Origin of the sequence: Blautia schinkii, from assembly GCF_013304825.1 — a bacterium.
Classification (GTDB): Bacteria; Bacillota; Clostridia; order Lachnospirales; family Lachnospiraceae; genus Blautia_A; species Blautia_A schinkii_B.
On record NZ_JAAWUO010000020.1, the window covers coordinates 47,940 to 64,008 of the forward strand.

Here is a 16,069-nt window from a genome sequence, read left to right on the forward strand (position 1 = left end):
GTTACTCCATAAGGATAGTTCAGGAATATGTAGAATATTACACTTGCAAAAAGATCTGAGTGCAGAAGCGGCAGACCTTTTTTACAAGTGTAATACGGTTTTGCTTTCAAGAGCGACTCAACGACTTGAATATCAGACAATTTAGAGGAATACATTTTATCTGGAAAAGATATTTCTTCAAATGAAAAAATAGCAAAGCATGAGGTCTGGGTGAAAGAATTGCTGAAAAAATATTCGGATATTAATGCAGAGAACATTCATGCAATTCTTCAAAAAGAAGTAGGACTGGTGTTTGTACATGTGCTGGAAGAGGCCGGAGTTTATAAATGCACACCAAAAGGAAGAGAAGATTTTATGCGTTTTGTGGACAGTTTATAGGATGTGTTTTGACCGTGATTATAATGAATGCTGTAGTATAAAGTACAAAACTACAGAACAAGAAAATATTTTATAACAGCAGTTGCAGCCGGTATCTCATGATATATAAAATGAGAATATCGGCTGCTTTTCATTATTTTTACCCCTAAAAGGTAATCTTCTGAAAACCAAAACTGTAGTTTGGATCTCAACTGAAAAAATTAAATTTTTTTGTTACCATCCACTATTTTTTACGATATATAATATGAATGGAAATTTTTTTATTCAAAAAGGCGCCTTATCTGTTGCTGGTCAGATTATGGACAGTGACTTTTATCTTAAAGAAACTCGGAGGACAACCTGTAAATGAATGATGATGAAATTATAAACCTGTTTTTGAAAAGAGATGAGAATGGAATTATAGAATTGAGTACTAAGTATCACCCCTATTGCTACAAGATTGCCTGGAATTTATTGGCGAATAGAGAAGATGCCGAGGAATGTCTGAATGATACCTGGTTTTCGGTATGGTCACAGATTCCTCCTACGCATCCTTCTGTATTGGCACACTTTTGCGGTCGGATTACAAGAAATCTTAGTATTGACCGCTTAAGGAAAAAGTTTGCAGGCAAGCGCCCGGATGTTCATATGGCAGATGTTATGGAGGAAATGGAGCAGCTAAATGTAACTTATACCGTGGAAGAACAGCTGGCGGAAAAAGAACTGATGGAAACCATAAATCGTTTTTTGGAAGAAATGTCTCCAAAGGACAGAAATATTTTTGTACGAAGATACTGGTTTTTAGATCCTGTTTCTGCAATATCCAAAAGGCATCATATGTCAGCGGGAAGCGTGAAAATGAATTTATACAGAAACCGGAAAAAGCTGTTGAAACTGTTGGAAAAAGAAGGAGGACGCATATGAAAAAGTTTGATTTTTCAAAAGAATTTGGTAATATTGATCCGAAATATATAGAGGAAGCAGAGCGGGAATGGAGTGAAAAAAAGGAAAACCGGAGACCAAAAGGGTGGAGCAAAGCAGCAGCAGCCTGTGTGATCGTCACCTTGGGTTCTGTTATCTTTTCTAATCCACATATCCAGGCTGCAATAAAAAATATTACATTGTCCATAGGAGAAACCCTTGGTTTCCCAAAAGGTATTGAATCTTATACGGAAGTGTTGAATACCTCTAAGGAAGACAAAGGAATTACTGTAACATTAAAAGAAGTTGTTCTGGATAATGGGGTTCTGTTAACAAAGGTGCATGCAGAAAAAACATCTTCCGGGCAAAAGGACACGGATGATGTCCAGGATGCCTGGACCTTTGCCAATACACAGCTTGACATTGATTATCGGAAAACTACAATAAATGGACAGAAAATTGAAGAATACGAAAGCGGACACCATCTGCCATATTCGGACGAAGATTTGCTAAATAATGGACTGGATGAAAATGTCTATGATGCTGTTCTGGAATCTCGATTTTCCCTTGATGGTGATTTGGGAGAAAATCCGGAAGTACATTTGGTACTCGGTGCCTATCAAAATGAAAATCTTGGCGAAGATTATTTCGTAGAGTTTGAGTTTGATTTTTCTATTCCCCATGAGGAGCTTATGAAACAGACAGTTCATAAAAAGCTGGAAGATGTTTCTGTTAAAACAGAAGAAGGAATCGTAAAATTAACAGACTTTTCCATGAATAAACTGCAAAGTATAATTAAGGCAGAAATTCCGGAAGAACTTGAGGAAAAGCTGTATAATGGTAATGAGATGATGCTTATGGGGACAGACAGTAAAGGAAATCAGGTACAGTATGAACTGCGCAGTAATTCGGCAGATGGTAAATCTCAATGGAGTTTTAAAACCAGTTTCTGGGGTATGTATCAGCTGGATTCTGACGGCCCGGTTCTTTTGCTCCCGGATATTGACAGCGATTATCTGGAATTACAGCTTTATACCAGAGAACCTTACATGGCTGCTGCAGACACTGTCTGGGTTGATGACGATTTTGTAGAAATTGGTGAGACTACAGAAGAGGTAGAAGAGGTTCCGGAGGATACTTTGGAGGAAAAAAATCCGTCAGATGCAGAGGATCAGGTTGAAACTCAAATTATCGGAGGGGCAGATGCTCCCACAGAAGTAAGGCTTCAAGACGATACAGACCAGAAAGAAAATACCGACGCAGCAGATAAAACGGATGAAGATTACGGAACCGAAGAAAGCGCATATTATGATGGAGCTATCGGTGAAATCACTGCAGAATCCGGTTGGACATCTGTCGGGGATAAAATAAGGATTCAGATTAGGTAGAGAAACGTGAATCTGTTTTCAAAAATCCCATGTCAAAGAAGCTTTGCATACCTGTTTTTTCGCTGTAAAAGGTAAATTGCTTTTCATTTGGCAGAAATTTTTATATAATCCAGGTGAGAAAGCAAAACCGATTGGAAGAACAGGAGCAGAGCAATATGAACATTGGAACGCAGATATTAAAAATACGAAAAGAAAAGGGACTGACCCAGGAGGAATTTGGAAAAATATTTCATGTTACGAGACAGACTGTGTCTAATTGGGAAAATGAAAAGAGCTATCCGGATCTGCAGATTCTCATAGACATCAGCAACCGTTTTGATATTTCTCTCGATGTCTTAATAAAGGAAGATGTCAAAATGGTAAAAACCATGGATAAAGAAAGAGTGCTTGGATCATTGAAACGGGAAAAGTCTGTTATTGACTTTTTTACAGGTGCAGGAACTGGAATTGTAATCACCTGCCTGTTTTCAGCTGATACAATGGTCAGAACGGTTACCATTGTATTAGGCGTGGTCATGATCGGAATTGGCTGGTACCGGGAAGCAAAATATGACAAAAGATTGTTCAGATATATGAATGATAAAGAACGGTGAGGTGGAGAATATGAAAATCTGGCGTGAACTGTTAGGCTATGTGAAATTGATTGTAATAGTAGTGGCAATTACTCTGGTTATCAATAATGTTGTTTTGATTAACGCAAAAATCCCTTCACCCTCCATGGAAAAAACACTTATGGTGAAAGACCGCCTTTTCGGCTTTCGGCTTGCGTATGGAATTAATCTTAATCTGTTCGGTTATGAAATTTCTGAAAAGTTCAAGGACCCGGAGCGATTTGATATTGTAATATTCAAATACCCAGATGATGAAAGTCGTCTTTTTATCAAAAGAGTGATCGGACTGCCGGGAGAAGTAGTGGAAATTAAGGATGGGAAAGTTTATATTGATGGTTCCCCCACTCCATTGGATGACTCTTTCATTCCGGAGAAAATGATCGGAAGTTATGGTCCATATACAGTTCCGGAAAACTGTTATTTCATGCTTGGTGACAACCGGAATGATTCGAAGGATTCACGTTCATGGAAAAACAAATTCGTGCGATTTGACCAGATTGTGGGGAAAGCTGTTGTAAGATACTATCCATCTTTCAAGTGGTTAGGATAATAAGAAACGCGAATATCAGTGGCTTATTAAGCACTGGAATATTCGCGTTTTTTATTTGATAATGGAAGTCGATTTTTGTCCTGTCTTGTGTGTCCCAAAAGTGCCTGTTTTACAGGCTTTCCGGGGTATCAGTCATTTTGTCTGGTATTGTAAAGCAGTGTCAGATTTGTCGTAAATGTCGTGAATTTGTGGTCAAAAAATGATGAGAAATGGAGAGTGCTAACAAAATGAAATTAACGTATACGAATGTAAATGGATATCTGCTTCCGGATCTTACTTATAAATCCGGTAAGCAGATGGAGCAACTTGGCAAGTATGGTTTTCTTCGCAGAGATTATCTGAAAAACCATCGAAATTCAACCTATCGGGTGATGCTTCTGCATGATACGCTTGGAAAGCATCTTCTGGAAGTGGACAAGTATTTCCTATTATGTATTTAAGAAATTCTATTTTCTTTATGAAATCTTCAAAATTTGCAGTTATCCTTTTAGCATAATCAAAAGAAAGGATAGTGTAAAATATGAGTATAATCTTGAAAACAACAAATCTCTGTAAATCATTCAGCAGGCAGACAGTTGTAAATAACATATCGCTGAATATTGAAAAAAATTCCGTCTATGGATTGTTGGGACCAAACGGAGCCGGAAAGTCCACAACACTTAAAATGGTAACAGGCATTTTGAAACCGACATCTGGAAGCATTGAGTTTGACGGCCACGCTTGGCGCTGAAAAGATTTGAATGACATAGGAACCTTAATCGAAACCCCGCCTCTTTATGAGAACCTGACTGCATTTGAAAATTTAAAAGTGAGGACGGAGCTTCTCGGCTTACCGGATAAACGCTGCCATGAAGCGCTTGATATTGTCGGCCTTACGAATACCGGAAAGAAACGGGCAGGACAATTTTCTCTTGGCATGAAACAGCGGTTGGGAATTGCGATTGCAATTTTAAACAATCCCCGCCTGCTGATTTTAGACGAACCTACAAACGGCCTCGATCCTGTTGGTATAGAAGAACTCCGTGAATTGATTCGTTCCTTCCCCTCTAAAGGAATTACGGTAATTCTTTCCAGCCACATTCTTACAGAGGTACAGCAGATTGCTGACCATATCGGCATTATCTCGGAGGGTGTCTTGGGGTATGAAGGTGTTTTACATGCTGAAGAAAATCTCGAAAAATTATTCATGGATATTGTGAAAAAAAACAGAAAGGAAATGTAAGAGTATGAAATACCTTAAATCAGAACATTTAAAATTCAGAAGAACCTTTTTCAATAAATTATTGATAATTGCCCCATTGATTACAGCAGTTTTTGCTTGGCTTATGGCTGGATTTACTGGATTCCAGTATATGTCCTTGTATTGGTGGTATTCCTTTTTACTTCCGGGAACAATTACAGTTCTTTGCTATTTGTCCAATCAAAAAGAAATACGTGCAGATAAATACTATTCCGTATATTCTATGTCTATCAATCTGAAAAAATTTTGGATTAGTAAAAACCTGATTCTGATTGAAAAAATGATATTTGCGGCTTTTATATTGGCATTGTTGGTATGTGTTAGCAATATTATCTCCCCGTCAACCGTTATTTTCACACCGGGACAATCCTTTATAGGCAGTGTTGCTATTATGATAGCTTCTATATGGCAGATTCCGCTTTGCTTATAGGATGTATATTTAAAATAAGAGAGCTGTAAGATGCAGCCCTCTTATTTTTTTTGGATCCAAAAGAAGCAGAAGAATTTTTTTATATAGAGGAACTGCTTCGGCTTCTGAAAGACCATAAAGAGAAAAAGGAAGATAACAGCCGTAAAATCTGGATGGTTTTGTCATTCCTTATCTGGTACGATAAATTCTTTGTTACATATTCGAAGTAAGCGAGTTGATCACGAGGTGAGTAACATTGCTTTCATCGTACACTCACATACCTATGGCTTGTATCCGGAGAAAATCAAAGGTAGCACAATTCATGCGATCACGATTTACGAGAAAAATCAATAGTCATATAGTAAAAAATATGTTAGAATGAAGCAAGCAACAAATAAGGAGAGTGGAAAAGCATGATAAATAAAGAGGTTTATTTAAAAACTATAGCTGAAAATTTAGCACTATTAAGTCGGGAAGTGTCTATTTTAAATGCAGTAAATCTCTATGATATTAACATCATTGCGGAAGACTTCTTTCCTGGGTTGTTGAATCTTATCTATGGTTATGAATTGAAAAATGCAAATCATTTGGAAAAAAATGCTCCAGCAATTGATTTGATTGATCGGAAGAATAGGATAGCAGTTCAGGTTACATCAGACAATAGTAGTACAAAAATCAGGCATACGATAGCGGAATTTAATAAAAATCAAGCGTATCATTTATATGACAGATTGGTTGTACTAATTTTGACGCAGAAGAAAAAATATTCTTCTGATTTTGATACACAGGGGCTGTTTTCTTTCGAAAAGACAAGAGATATTTGGGACGTTGAAAAGTTAATAAAAGATATTCGTGAATTAGAGACAGTGCAAATAAAAAAAATTAGCGATTATCTGTCAGAAGAATTGTGTAACAAATATTATTCTGTGAGAGAAACACAGGCGGGAGAAGTGGACACAATCATAGATTTGATAGAGTATATTTCACAAAATAGAAAAGTAAACAAGGATCGTAAAACAACGGTGGATCCAGAGTATAAAATATATAAAAGATTTAAGAATTTTACGGATAAATTAATTACGGAGTATACGACGCTTTATACAATTTATGGAGAGGCGTTGAATATTGTGAATGAAACGCTTGGAATAGATGAAGCTCAGGACATTATTATTATGTTCTATCTGCAGGATATTAGCGTACAATTTTTGGAAGAGGAGCATGATAACCCCATTGCTGCTTTAAATAAATTGGTTACATATTTTGAAGAAAAATTAAGCACTAATGGAAAAAAATATGACCGTTCTGCGATAAAATTCTATCTTGTCAATGAAATGATTAAATGTAGGGTATTTCCAAACGAAGGGAGTGAGTATGATGCTGACAAGTAGCAATGCACTAAAATCTTCTGCAATGTATATTGGTTATCTCATACTCAAAGAGATACAAAAGCGAGATGCAGAAAAGATTTCAATATATGATGTGTCCAAAGCATTAAAAAAAGCCGGAATCACAAGTAGCAGGCAATTGATCTTAGGGCTTTCTTTTTTATACTCTGTTGATATTGTTGAGTTTGAGGAGGCGAACATATGGGTAAAGAAATAAATCGTATTCGTCTCAATCGACTTTATTCTGAAAATAATATTTTTGAAGAAATTACTTTTCATGATGGAGTTAATATTATATTAGGCGAGAAGTACGATGACAGATCTGTAAAAGGCCGAAAGACAAATGGTGTTGGAAAATCCATGAGTATTGAATTTTTGGATTTTTGTTTTCTGAATGATTATGAAAAATCCAGAATTGTAAAAATACCAAAAGAAGTTTTCCCAGTAGAAGAAAATGTAATCCTGGATTTAGATATAGGGCAGGAAACAGTCACCATAAAAAGAAACCGCAAACAAGCAGATAAACCTATACTTATCAGGGAGGGGAAAACAGTTTCCTTTGATAAAATTCAGGACGCAAGAGATTATCTGACTGGAATTATTTTTTCAAAATTAAATGGTAAAAAAGTGCCTAGTTTTAGAAATCTTTTTTCAATCTTGATGAGGGATGAACGTTCAGAGTTTACAGATATAATAAAATGTCATGACCTGACAAAAAAGATCCCGGACGATCTAAGTGCTCATTTATATTTGCTGGGATTTTCTCTGGAAGCTTATAAGAATACAATTGAAACCATCAGGGAAATTGAGGCAGTTAGTACTGTCCTTACGAAAGAAAAAAAAGAACTGACGCAGGACGGGAAAAAGAAAATTTCAGATGTCAGAGCGGAGCTCAATGCATTGGAAGATGAATTGCAAAAATTGGAGGATGCGATTGAAAGCTTTAAAACGAATGAGAGCTTTAATGCTATGGAAGCGGATCTAATTGAATTGGAGGATTTACTGGACCAATTGAGAAAACGGCAAAAGGCTTTGCGTTATGATTATGAAAAAATTAGAAAAATGCCAAAACCGGAACAAATTGATGACAGAGAAATCGAATTGGTCTACAACCAGTTTAAGAATGATTTAGGAAATGCTATAGTAAAATCTTTGAATGAAGTGGTAGGATTTAAGAATAAAATAGAAGAATTTCAAAGAATGTTGGTGAATCAAAAAGCAAAAGAATTGGAGTCCCAGTTAAAAAATATTGCGGAACAAATTCGGATTTTGGATGATGAATATTCAGAAAAGCTGAAGGTGATTGATAAAAAAGGAATTCTTAAGAATTTAAAAGTAAGTTTAAAAATTTACGAAGCAAAGAAAGAAGCCACTTCAAATACAAAGTTTTTATTCGAACAATACCAAAAGAACGAGAAAAAGAAAAGAATGCTAAACCTACAGAAAACGCAGCAACTCATGGAAATTGATGATGAGATTGAACAAAATAAAAAAATCATTGATGACTTTACTGATACTATTTTGCAAATCCATGAATTTATTATGGGAAATAAGGAATGTTCGTTTAGCATCCAGACAATTGATAAAGCTCGCAGAAAAACACCAGTCGAATTGACTCTTCGCATTTATGATGATGGAAGTCATAGTGTAGATAGAACAAAGGTGTTCATTTATGATATGGCATTATTATTTAATCAATATACGAGAGATAGGCATCCGCTGTTTTTAGTGCATGATAATATTTTTGATGTGGATCAGGATACACTTGTTCAATGTTTGAATTATCTTTATAAACAAGAAGAACAATATCAGGATTTTCAATATATTCTTACGCTAAACCGCGATAAGATTGAAAGTGAAGAGCAGAGAAAACTAATCCAAATGAATATTGACGAGCATCAAGTGGCCGTTTTTACGAAGAAAAAGAAGTTTTTGGGACGGGATTATCAGGAAAAATAATAAAAAATGTGCTATATGACATTTGATTATAAAATAGCAGATAATAAAGTTCACTCTTAAACCGGAACATCAATGATTTTCGAGTAAATTTGTGATACTGTTCATGTATCCTTTCTACTGTTGGAATTTTCTGTAAAAATAATCATACGAAAAGAAGGATAAAATGAAATAGGATTAATCTAGTTGTAGAAAACTGATTAATCCTATTTTGACTTTTTTATATAAGAAAAACTCAAGTTTGCGGCTCAAAAACTTTGATTATCCATACAGATTTCTTTGCCTCAGAGTGCAAAACCCAGTGTATATTAAAAGTTTGAATGTTGGTGAATGGTTGGATTGGATGCCAGAGTTACTATGAGCTGGAAACTGCCATAAAAAGGCACTAATGTTAGCTTGACAGATGTAGAGATAATCATATACAGAATCCTATCAACTTCATCTGGATGATGGTAACTCAATCTGCACATTATATGAAATGATATACAGAAAGAGAGTTAAAGATGAGTAAAATATTACTTTTAGAAGATGATTTAAGCCTTATCAATGGATTATCCTTTGTTTTCAAAAAGCAGGGATTTGAACTGAGTATTGCCAGAACGCTCAAAGAGGCAGAGGGGATGTGGAAAGATGGAAAATATGATTTGCTGATCTTGGATGTATCTCTGCCGGACGGTTGTGGCTTTGAATTTTGCAAAAAAGTTCGGCTTACATCAAAGGTGCCGATTATTTTTCTGACGGCTTCGGACGAAGAAACAAGCATCATTATGGGGTTGGATATTGGCGGTGATGACTATATTACAAAACCGTTCAAACTGGGAGTTTTTGTTTCAAGGATTAATGCCTTACTTCGTCGCGCAAATTCTTTTCAGGCAATGGATACGGAATTGCAGTCGAATGGTATCAAAGTTCTTTTGCTGCAAGGACAGGTTTTTAAGAATGGAGTACTTTTGGATTTAACTGCTGTGGAATATAAGCTGCTTTGTTTGTTTATGCGAAATCCGAATATGGTACTGACGAAGGAGCAAATTTTGGATAGGCTATGGGACTGCGATGGAAATTATATCGACAGTAGTACCCTTACAGTCTATATGCGTCGGCTTCGTATGAAAATTGAGGATAATCCGAGCGAACCGCAAATGCTCCGGACTGTTCGAGGCATGGGTTATAAATGGAACATTACCGTATGAGGTGCAGAATGAAAATACTTGCAAATAAAGAAATCAAAAATCTATTTCTTTCGCTCTCGCTGATTTTAGGGTGCACATTTCTCTTAGCTGAGTTTTTTTTATGGCTGTCTTGTCACCGACTTTCCCTGTCACTGCTAATCCTTCTACTATTGGCTAATAGTGCTGTATGTGCAGTCTGCTTTGTATATTTTAATCGGCAAAATCAGATCATGGAGCAGGCAATATCGCAGATCAATGCGTATCTTGATGGTGATCGCAGTGCTCGTATTGAATGTGATGATGAGGGCGAATTGTACCGCCTTTTTCATTCCATCAATTCTTTAGCAGCAGTATTAAATGCTCATGCAGATAACGAGTTGCGAGAGAAGGAGTTTTTGAAAAATACAATCTCCGACATTTCGCACCAACTGAAAACGCCACTGGCAGCTTTGAATATTTATAACGGACTACTTCGGGATGAGGATATAGAGGTGTCCTCTGTGAAAGAATTTGCTGATCTGTCCGAGCAGGAGCTTGATCGTATTGAAGTTTTGGTGCAAAACCTTCTCAAAATCACAAAGTTGGATGCTGGTTCTATTGCATTTGAAAAGGAAATAGAAAATGTGGCGGATATGATGCAGGATTTGGAGCTACACTTTGCGTATCGTGCCAAACAGGAACAGAAAGAGATCGTCTTATCTGGTGCAGATGATATTTCCTTTTTCTGTGACCGTGATTGGTTGAGCGAAGCGATTGGCAATATTGTGAAAAATGCGATGGATCATACAGAAAAGGGTGATACCATTCACATCAAATGGAAGGTACTGCCCTCTGCTGTTCAAATCACAGTAAAAGATAACGGGTGCGGGATTCATCCAGAAGACCTATACCATATCTTTAAGAGGTTTTATCGCAGCCGCTTTTCAAAGGATATACAGGGGATTGGGCTTGGCCTGCCGTTGGCAAAAGCAATTATCGAAGCTCATGGGGGTCTGATAGAAGTAGAAAGCGAATTAGGACTTGGAACGAGTTTTATAATGAATTTCCCAATTCCTACAAAATTGTAGGCTGGTTGTAGGGTTACAGTAATATTGAGGTGCTATTCTTTCCATTGTAGACAGAGAACGAAAGTCCACCCGTTTACGACAGCAAAATTATTGAGAAAGAGGTGTTTGCACTATGAACTTGTTAGAAGTCAAAAATATTTGTAAAATCTATGGCAACGGGGAAACCGCAGTCAAGGCTTTGAAAGATGTTAGCTTTTCTGTTCCCAAAGGGGAGTATGTGGCAATCGTTGGAGAATCCGGTTCTGGCAAAAGTACACTGCTGAACATGATCGGCGCCTTGGATACGCCTACGTCAGGCAAGGTGCTGATTGATGGCAAGGACATTTTTTGCATGAACGACAAGAAATTAACTGTGTTTCGGCGTAGGAATATCGGCTTTATCTTTCAGGCGTTCAACCTTGTGCCGGAGCTGACCGTGGAGCAGAATATCATCTTCCCTGTGTTGCTGGACTACCAGAAACCGGACAAAAAGTATCTGGAAGAACTATTGGCGGTGCTGAATCTGAAAGAGCGCCGAAATCACCTGCCGAGTCAGCTTTCCGGTGGTCAACAACAAAGAGTGGCGATTGGACGTGCATTGATTACCCGCCCTTCTCTGATTCTGGCGGATGAGCCGACGGGAAATCTGGATTCACAAAATAGCAGCGAGGTTATTGCATTGCTCAAAGAAACATCGAAAAAATATGAGCAGACCATCATTATGATTACCCATAACCGCAGCATAGCACAAACGGCAGACCGGGTATTGCAAGTGTCGGATGGAGCTTTAACTGATTTTGGGAGGTGCCGTGAATGAAAAGCTATCTTAGTCTCATCCCCATTTCTGCAAAGGTGCGCAAGCAACAAAATCGTATGACAGTTTTGTGTATTATTATTGCGGTGTTTCTTGTTACAGCCATTTTCAGTGTCGCTGACATGATGATACGAACAGAAAGTGATTTTATGATAAATAATCATGGAAACTGGCACATTGCGATAAAAAATATTTCACAGGATGATGCGGATGAAATCAGTAATCGTTCAGATGTTACAGCAGTTGGTGCAGCCTCTCAATTTAATTTTGAAGGAGAACAACCATACCGAATCAACAAAAAACGAACCGTTTTGTATGGCACTGATGAAGCCTATATCGTTCAGATTTCAAATGGAATTGTAGAAGGAACATTTCCGGAAAATGATACGGAAGTTATGCTTACACCTAATGCTGTAACTGCTTTGGGAGTACAACTTGGGGATAAAGTAACCTTACATACCCCTGCTGGAGATCGAATATTTACAATATCAGGTTTTGGAACAGATGATGAAAATTACTATAACAATCAGACCTATTTGGTAGGTTCTTATCTGACACAAAATGCATTTACTTCTGTTATGGCACAAAACGAAGTGACAAATAATGAGTTAACCTATTATGTGCAGTTTGAAAGTGCAACAAAAGCAGCAAATGCAAAAAGAGAATTACAGACACAGTACCAATTACCTGATGAGAGTATTTCTGAAAATACTGGTGTTATGGGTATGTCTGGACAAAGTAACAGTACTGCGATGCAGAGTATATACGGATTAGCAGCAATTCTATTTGTTTTAGTGTTGCTGGCAGGGATATTGATGATTTCTGGCAGCATGAATAGCATGATTGCACAACGAACTCAGTTTTTTGGAATGTTGCGTTGCATTGGTGCAAGTCATGTGCAAATTATCCGCTTTGTTCGTTTGGAAGCATTGAACTGGTGTAAAATAGCGGTACCTATAGGGGTGTTCTTTGGAACAATAATTAGTTGGATTATTTGTGCCACATTTCATTATGGAATTGGTGGAGAATTTTCTACAACACCAGTCTTTCAGATCAGTCCTGTTGGACTAATCAGTGGTGTGGTTGTCGGCGTGGTAACTGTATTTTTAGCGGCGCAATCCCCAGCAAAACGGGCTGCTAAAGTTTCACCTATATCAGCGGTTTCTGGCAATATAGATAATAAAGTTTCTGCTAACCACGCTATTAAGTTTAACTTAGGGAAAATTGACAATTCGCTTGGTTTCCATCATGCAATTGAAAAAAAGAAAAACTGGTTTTTAATGACAGCTTCTTTTGCATTAACTATTATGTTGTTTTTTTCCTTTTCTGTGATTTTAGACTTTGCAAAGCAGCTTGTTCCATCGCAAAATGTCACATCAGCCGACATAGCATTATCAAGTTATGCAAATAAACTGGATATTGAGCGTAGCCTGGTCGATGAAATAAAAAAAATAGATGGGGTTGCAAATGCTTATGGAAGCAGCTATATGGAAAATATCCCCGCAACATCTTCAAGAGCAGGGATAGACCATATCAACATTGTTTCTTATGATGATACACTGCTAGATTACTCAAAAAAAAGTATTGCTCAGGGAGCATTGGATACAGTTTATGGGGACAGTAACAAAGTGGCAACCGTATATAATAGAAATAATTCACTGCGTATAGGTGATACTATCCAGTTTGCAGGCGAGGAAGTAGAGATTACTTGCACTCTGTCACAAGGGCTCTTTGGAGATGATTTGATTATTATTTGTTCGCAGGAAACATTTGACCGTATCATGGGTAATACAAAGTATGGTCTTATTGGAATTCAATTAGATTCAAATGCAACTGAAGAAACGATAGCAGAAATTAGAAGCCTTGAAAGTGATGACATTATTATCACAGATCAGCGTGAAAGCAATAAACAAAATAATGCTACCTATTTGGCGGTACGAATTGTTTGTTATGGTTTTCTGGCTATTGTCGGAATTATCTCGCTGTTTAATATCGTCAATAGCATCTCCATGAGTGTATCTGCACGGATGAAGCAGTATGGAGCAATGCGAGCTGTTGGTATGGATAATAGACAGCTTAAACGAATGATTTCTGCGGAAGCGTACACCTATGCAATTTCTGGTTTGATAGTTGGATGTGGTATTGGACTTCCTCTTAGTCGATTTTTATATAATCGTCTAATTGCACATTATTTTGGAATTGAGTGGAGTTTTCCTATCCTACGATTTGGAATCGTTGTTGCCTTTATCTTCATATCTGCTATTGTATCTGTCTATGCCCCTGCAAAGCGCATACGTAATATGGAAATTACCGAAACAATCAATGAATGGTAATAGCCATTAGTTTTGATAAATTTTATTGATATATTGACAAATAATGTAAAATAATCTATTATATAGATGACCGATATATAGAGCGCCGATATATAACTTATTCTAAGAAGGGGGTGGACCAGATGGCTATTGAAAGAGCATTGGTTTCAGGAAGTATGGCAATGCTTGTAATGAAACTTTTGTCTGAAAAGGATATGTATGGATATGAGATGATCGACACACTGAGGCAAAAATCTCAGAATGTATTTGAGCTGAAGGCTGGAACTCTTTATCCATTGCTGCACAGCTTGGAAGAGAAAGGACTCCTGACAGTATATGAACAGGATGTAGCTGGAAAGACCAGAAAGTATTATAGCCTTACCAGACAGGGAAGAGGATTCCTGGAAAAGAAAATAGAGGAATGGAAAGAGTATTCTGCAGCAGTGACCAATGTGCTTATACTGGAGGTGTGAGTTATGGATGAATATCTGAAATTATTGCTGGAACAGATTCGCTGCACAAAAGCCAGACCATACATAAAACAGGAACTGCAGGATCATATGGAGGATCAGATTGCGGAAAACATGAAGGCAGGCATGGATCATGAACAGGCAGAGAAGGAAGCCGTCAGAGACATGGGGAATCCTGTGGAAACAGGAATCTCTCTTGACAGTATCCACAGACCTCAAGCTGCATGGAAACTTTTGGGAATGATTATACTTATCAGCATTGCAGGTGTTCTGATACATGCAGGGATTTCCGGAAAAGCCAGTGAGAATGCGGTAGCCGGTTCTGACAGATATGTGTTTCATGTTATGATCGGGCTGGCTGTCATGATGATTTTGTATCTGCTGGACTATACCGTACTGGCAAAATTTTCAAAAATAATTGCAGCTGTTTTATTGTCCGCCTGTTTGCTGGTTATATTGGAAGGAGGCCAGGTAAACGGAGCAAGGATTTTTATATCACTGCCAGGAGGCAGAAGAGGCATGGATGTACAAAAACTGATGCTGTTTTATGTCCCCATATATGGAGCAATTTTATATAAATATCATGGGTGGGGATATAAGGGACTGGTAAGAGCAATCTTATGGCTGATTGCTCCAGTAATATTAGTTTACAGCCTGCCGGCACTCAGGACAGCTTGTGTGATGCTGGTAACTATGCTGACTATGTTGACGATCGCAATCAAAAAGGACTGGTTTACTGTCAGAAAGAAAAGAACTATCTGTGGAATCTGGGCTGTGTTTTTGACCGCGCCCATAGCAGCTTTCCTGGGTATGTACCTGAGAAACAGGCTGGCGGAATATCAAATTGCGCGCATACAGGCGATGTTTTCCAGCGGTAGCGAAACAGATTATCTCACAAAAATGTTGCATTCACTTTGGAGACAAAATAAGCTGATCGGGAAAAGCAAATCAGATGTAACGGGAATCCTGCCAGCATTTAACGCGGATTACATTCTGACCTATCTGTCATCTGTATATGGAATAATTGCAGCTATACTTTTGTGCTGTGTTCTTGCGGTTTTGATTTTTGCAGTCTTTAACACTGCGTTGCGACAGAAAAATCAGCTGGGTATGATGATGGGATGCGGGTGCGGAATTGTATTTCTCATCAGTTTTTTGATAAATGTCCTTGAGAATCTTGGCGTATTTCCGCAATCAATAACATTTCTTCCGTTTTTTTCAGCCGGAGGAAGCTGTATCATAGTTTCTTATGGACTCATGGGAATCGTGCTGAGTACTTACAGGTATAAGAATATTTATCCGCGACATCCTGAAGCAGGCTTTATGTCCATTAATTCTAAGGTAAAAAAAGTATCGTAATATTATCCAATGCGTCGTAAAACCCCCTGCTTCAGCTATGGGGATATAAGACGCGTCCATCGAATTTATGCAAGTAATTGAA

General features: G+C 37.7%; 15 protein-coding genes and 2 pseudogenes. All 17 read left to right on the plus strand.

The features are described from left to right. The first annotated feature begins 210 nt into the window (after positions 1–210). The 17 genes and pseudogenes from HFM85_RS14080 (at position 211) to HFM85_RS14160 (ending at position 15,987) form a co-directional block, all read left to right on the plus strand. Positions 211–378, plus strand: coding sequence for a hypothetical protein (locus HFM85_RS14080; protein ID WP_173738925.1), 168 nt, complete (start codon positions 211–213; stop codon positions 376–378). Between the two features lie 345 nt (positions 379–723). Next, positions 724–1,281: an RNA polymerase sigma factor gene (locus tag HFM85_RS14085; RefSeq protein ID WP_114002530.1), complete on the plus strand. Its 558-nt coding sequence runs from the start codon at positions 724–726 to the stop codon at positions 1,279–1,281. Next, complete coding sequence (locus HFM85_RS14090) at positions 1,278–2,666, plus strand: DUF4179 domain-containing protein (RefSeq protein ID WP_173738926.1); 1,389 nt, start codon at positions 1,278–1,280, stop codon at positions 2,664–2,666. The genes HFM85_RS14085 and HFM85_RS14090 overlap by 4 nt, the downstream gene beginning before the upstream one ends. 155 nt (positions 2,667–2,821) lie before the next feature. Beyond that, on the plus strand, positions 2,822–3,259 hold the full coding sequence (locus HFM85_RS14095; RefSeq protein ID WP_173738927.1) for a helix-turn-helix transcriptional regulator: 438 nt from the start codon (positions 2,822–2,824) through the stop codon (positions 3,257–3,259). Positions 3,260–3,269: 10 nt separating this feature from the next. Further along, complete coding sequence (gene lepB / locus HFM85_RS14100; protein WP_110103551.1) at positions 3,270–3,827, plus strand: signal peptidase I; 558 nt, start codon at positions 3,270–3,272, stop codon at positions 3,825–3,827. A 227-nt stretch (positions 3,828–4,054) separates the two neighbouring features. Next, positions 4,055–4,246, plus strand: a pseudogene (locus HFM85_RS14105) (TnpV protein); the annotation flags it as partial. A 101-nt stretch (positions 4,247–4,347) separates the two neighbouring features. Further along, positions 4,348–5,049: pseudogene (locus tag HFM85_RS14110) on the plus strand (lantibiotic protection ABC transporter ATP-binding protein). Between the two features lie 4 nt (positions 5,050–5,053). Beyond that, entirely contained in the window at positions 5,054–5,497 is a 444-nt protein-coding gene (locus tag HFM85_RS14115; protein WP_173738928.1) for an ABC-2 family transporter permease, read from the plus strand. 392 nt (positions 5,498–5,889) lie between these two features. Next, a complete protein-coding gene (locus tag HFM85_RS14120; RefSeq protein ID WP_173738929.1) occupies positions 5,890–6,864 on the plus strand; it encodes an SMEK domain-containing protein in 975 nt (324 codons plus the stop codon). Continuing rightward, entirely contained in the window at positions 6,848–7,078 is a 231-nt protein-coding gene (locus tag HFM85_RS14125) for an ABC-three component system middle component 6 (protein WP_118252797.1), read from the plus strand. Before HFM85_RS14120 ends, HFM85_RS14125 begins: the two co-directional genes overlap by 17 nt. Beyond that, positions 7,063–8,820, plus strand: coding sequence for a DUF2326 domain-containing protein (locus HFM85_RS14130; protein WP_173738930.1), 1,758 nt, complete (start codon positions 7,063–7,065; stop codon positions 8,818–8,820). The genes HFM85_RS14125 and HFM85_RS14130 overlap by 16 nt, the downstream gene beginning before the upstream one ends. 500 nt (positions 8,821–9,320) lie before the next feature. Next, complete coding sequence (locus HFM85_RS14135) at positions 9,321–10,007, plus strand: response regulator transcription factor (protein ID WP_173738931.1); 687 nt, start codon at positions 9,321–9,323, stop codon at positions 10,005–10,007. Between the two features lie 8 nt (positions 10,008–10,015). Further along, positions 10,016–11,053 carry a sensor histidine kinase gene (locus tag HFM85_RS14140; RefSeq protein ID WP_173738932.1) on the plus strand — a complete coding sequence of 346 codons (1,038 nt, stop codon included), beginning with the start codon at positions 10,016–10,018 and terminating at the stop codon, positions 11,051–11,053. A 112-nt stretch (positions 11,054–11,165) separates the two neighbouring features. Then, positions 11,166–11,849: an ABC transporter ATP-binding protein gene (locus HFM85_RS14145; RefSeq protein ID WP_173738933.1), complete on the plus strand. Its 684-nt coding sequence runs from the start codon at positions 11,166–11,168 to the stop codon at positions 11,847–11,849. Then, entirely contained in the window at positions 11,846–14,179 is a 2,334-nt protein-coding gene (locus tag HFM85_RS14150; RefSeq protein WP_173738934.1) for an ABC transporter permease, read from the plus strand. Before HFM85_RS14145 ends, HFM85_RS14150 begins: the two co-directional genes overlap by 4 nt. Positions 14,180–14,301: 122 nt before the next feature. Continuing rightward, the gene (locus HFM85_RS14155) at positions 14,302–14,631 is read left to right on the plus strand and encodes a PadR family transcriptional regulator (RefSeq protein ID WP_055066334.1); all 330 of its coding nucleotides are present in this window, start codon (positions 14,302–14,304) and stop codon (positions 14,629–14,631) included. Between the two features lie 3 nt (positions 14,632–14,634). Further along, positions 14,635–15,987, plus strand: coding sequence for an FtsW/RodA/SpoVE family cell cycle protein (locus HFM85_RS14160; RefSeq protein ID WP_173738935.1), 1,353 nt, complete (start codon positions 14,635–14,637; stop codon positions 15,985–15,987). Positions 15,988–16,069: the final 82 nt, after the last annotated feature.

Coding starts and splice junctions, on each gene's coding strand:
- HFM85_RS14085 (WP_114002530.1), top strand. CDS start 724: ATGAATGATGATGAAATTATAAACCTGTTTTTGAAAAGAGATGAGAAT.
- HFM85_RS14090 (WP_173738926.1), top strand. CDS start 1,278: ATGAAAAAGTTTGATTTTTCAAAAGAATTTGGTAATATTGATCCGAAA.
- HFM85_RS14095 (WP_173738927.1), top strand. CDS start 2,822: ATGAACATTGGAACGCAGATATTAAAAATACGAAAAGAAAAGGGACTG.
- lepB (WP_110103551.1), top strand. CDS start 3,270: ATGAAAATCTGGCGTGAACTGTTAGGCTATGTGAAATTGATTGTAATA.
- HFM85_RS14115 (WP_173738928.1), top strand. CDS start 5,054: ATGAAATACCTTAAATCAGAACATTTAAAATTCAGAAGAACCTTTTTC.
- HFM85_RS14120 (WP_173738929.1), top strand. CDS start 5,890: ATGATAAATAAAGAGGTTTATTTAAAAACTATAGCTGAAAATTTAGCA.
- HFM85_RS14125 (WP_118252797.1), top strand. CDS start 6,848: ATGATGCTGACAAGTAGCAATGCACTAAAATCTTCTGCAATGTATATT.
- HFM85_RS14130 (WP_173738930.1), top strand. CDS start 7,063: ATGGGTAAAGAAATAAATCGTATTCGTCTCAATCGACTTTATTCTGAA.
- HFM85_RS14135 (WP_173738931.1), top strand. CDS start 9,321: ATGAGTAAAATATTACTTTTAGAAGATGATTTAAGCCTTATCAATGGA.
- HFM85_RS14140 (WP_173738932.1), top strand. CDS start 10,016: ATGAAAATACTTGCAAATAAAGAAATCAAAAATCTATTTCTTTCGCTC.
- HFM85_RS14145 (WP_173738933.1), top strand. CDS start 11,166: ATGAACTTGTTAGAAGTCAAAAATATTTGTAAAATCTATGGCAACGGG.
- HFM85_RS14150 (WP_173738934.1), top strand. CDS start 11,846: ATGAAAAGCTATCTTAGTCTCATCCCCATTTCTGCAAAGGTGCGCAAG.
- HFM85_RS14155 (WP_055066334.1), top strand. CDS start 14,302: ATGGCTATTGAAAGAGCATTGGTTTCAGGAAGTATGGCAATGCTTGTA.
- HFM85_RS14160 (WP_173738935.1), top strand. CDS start 14,635: ATGGATGAATATCTGAAATTATTGCTGGAACAGATTCGCTGCACAAAA.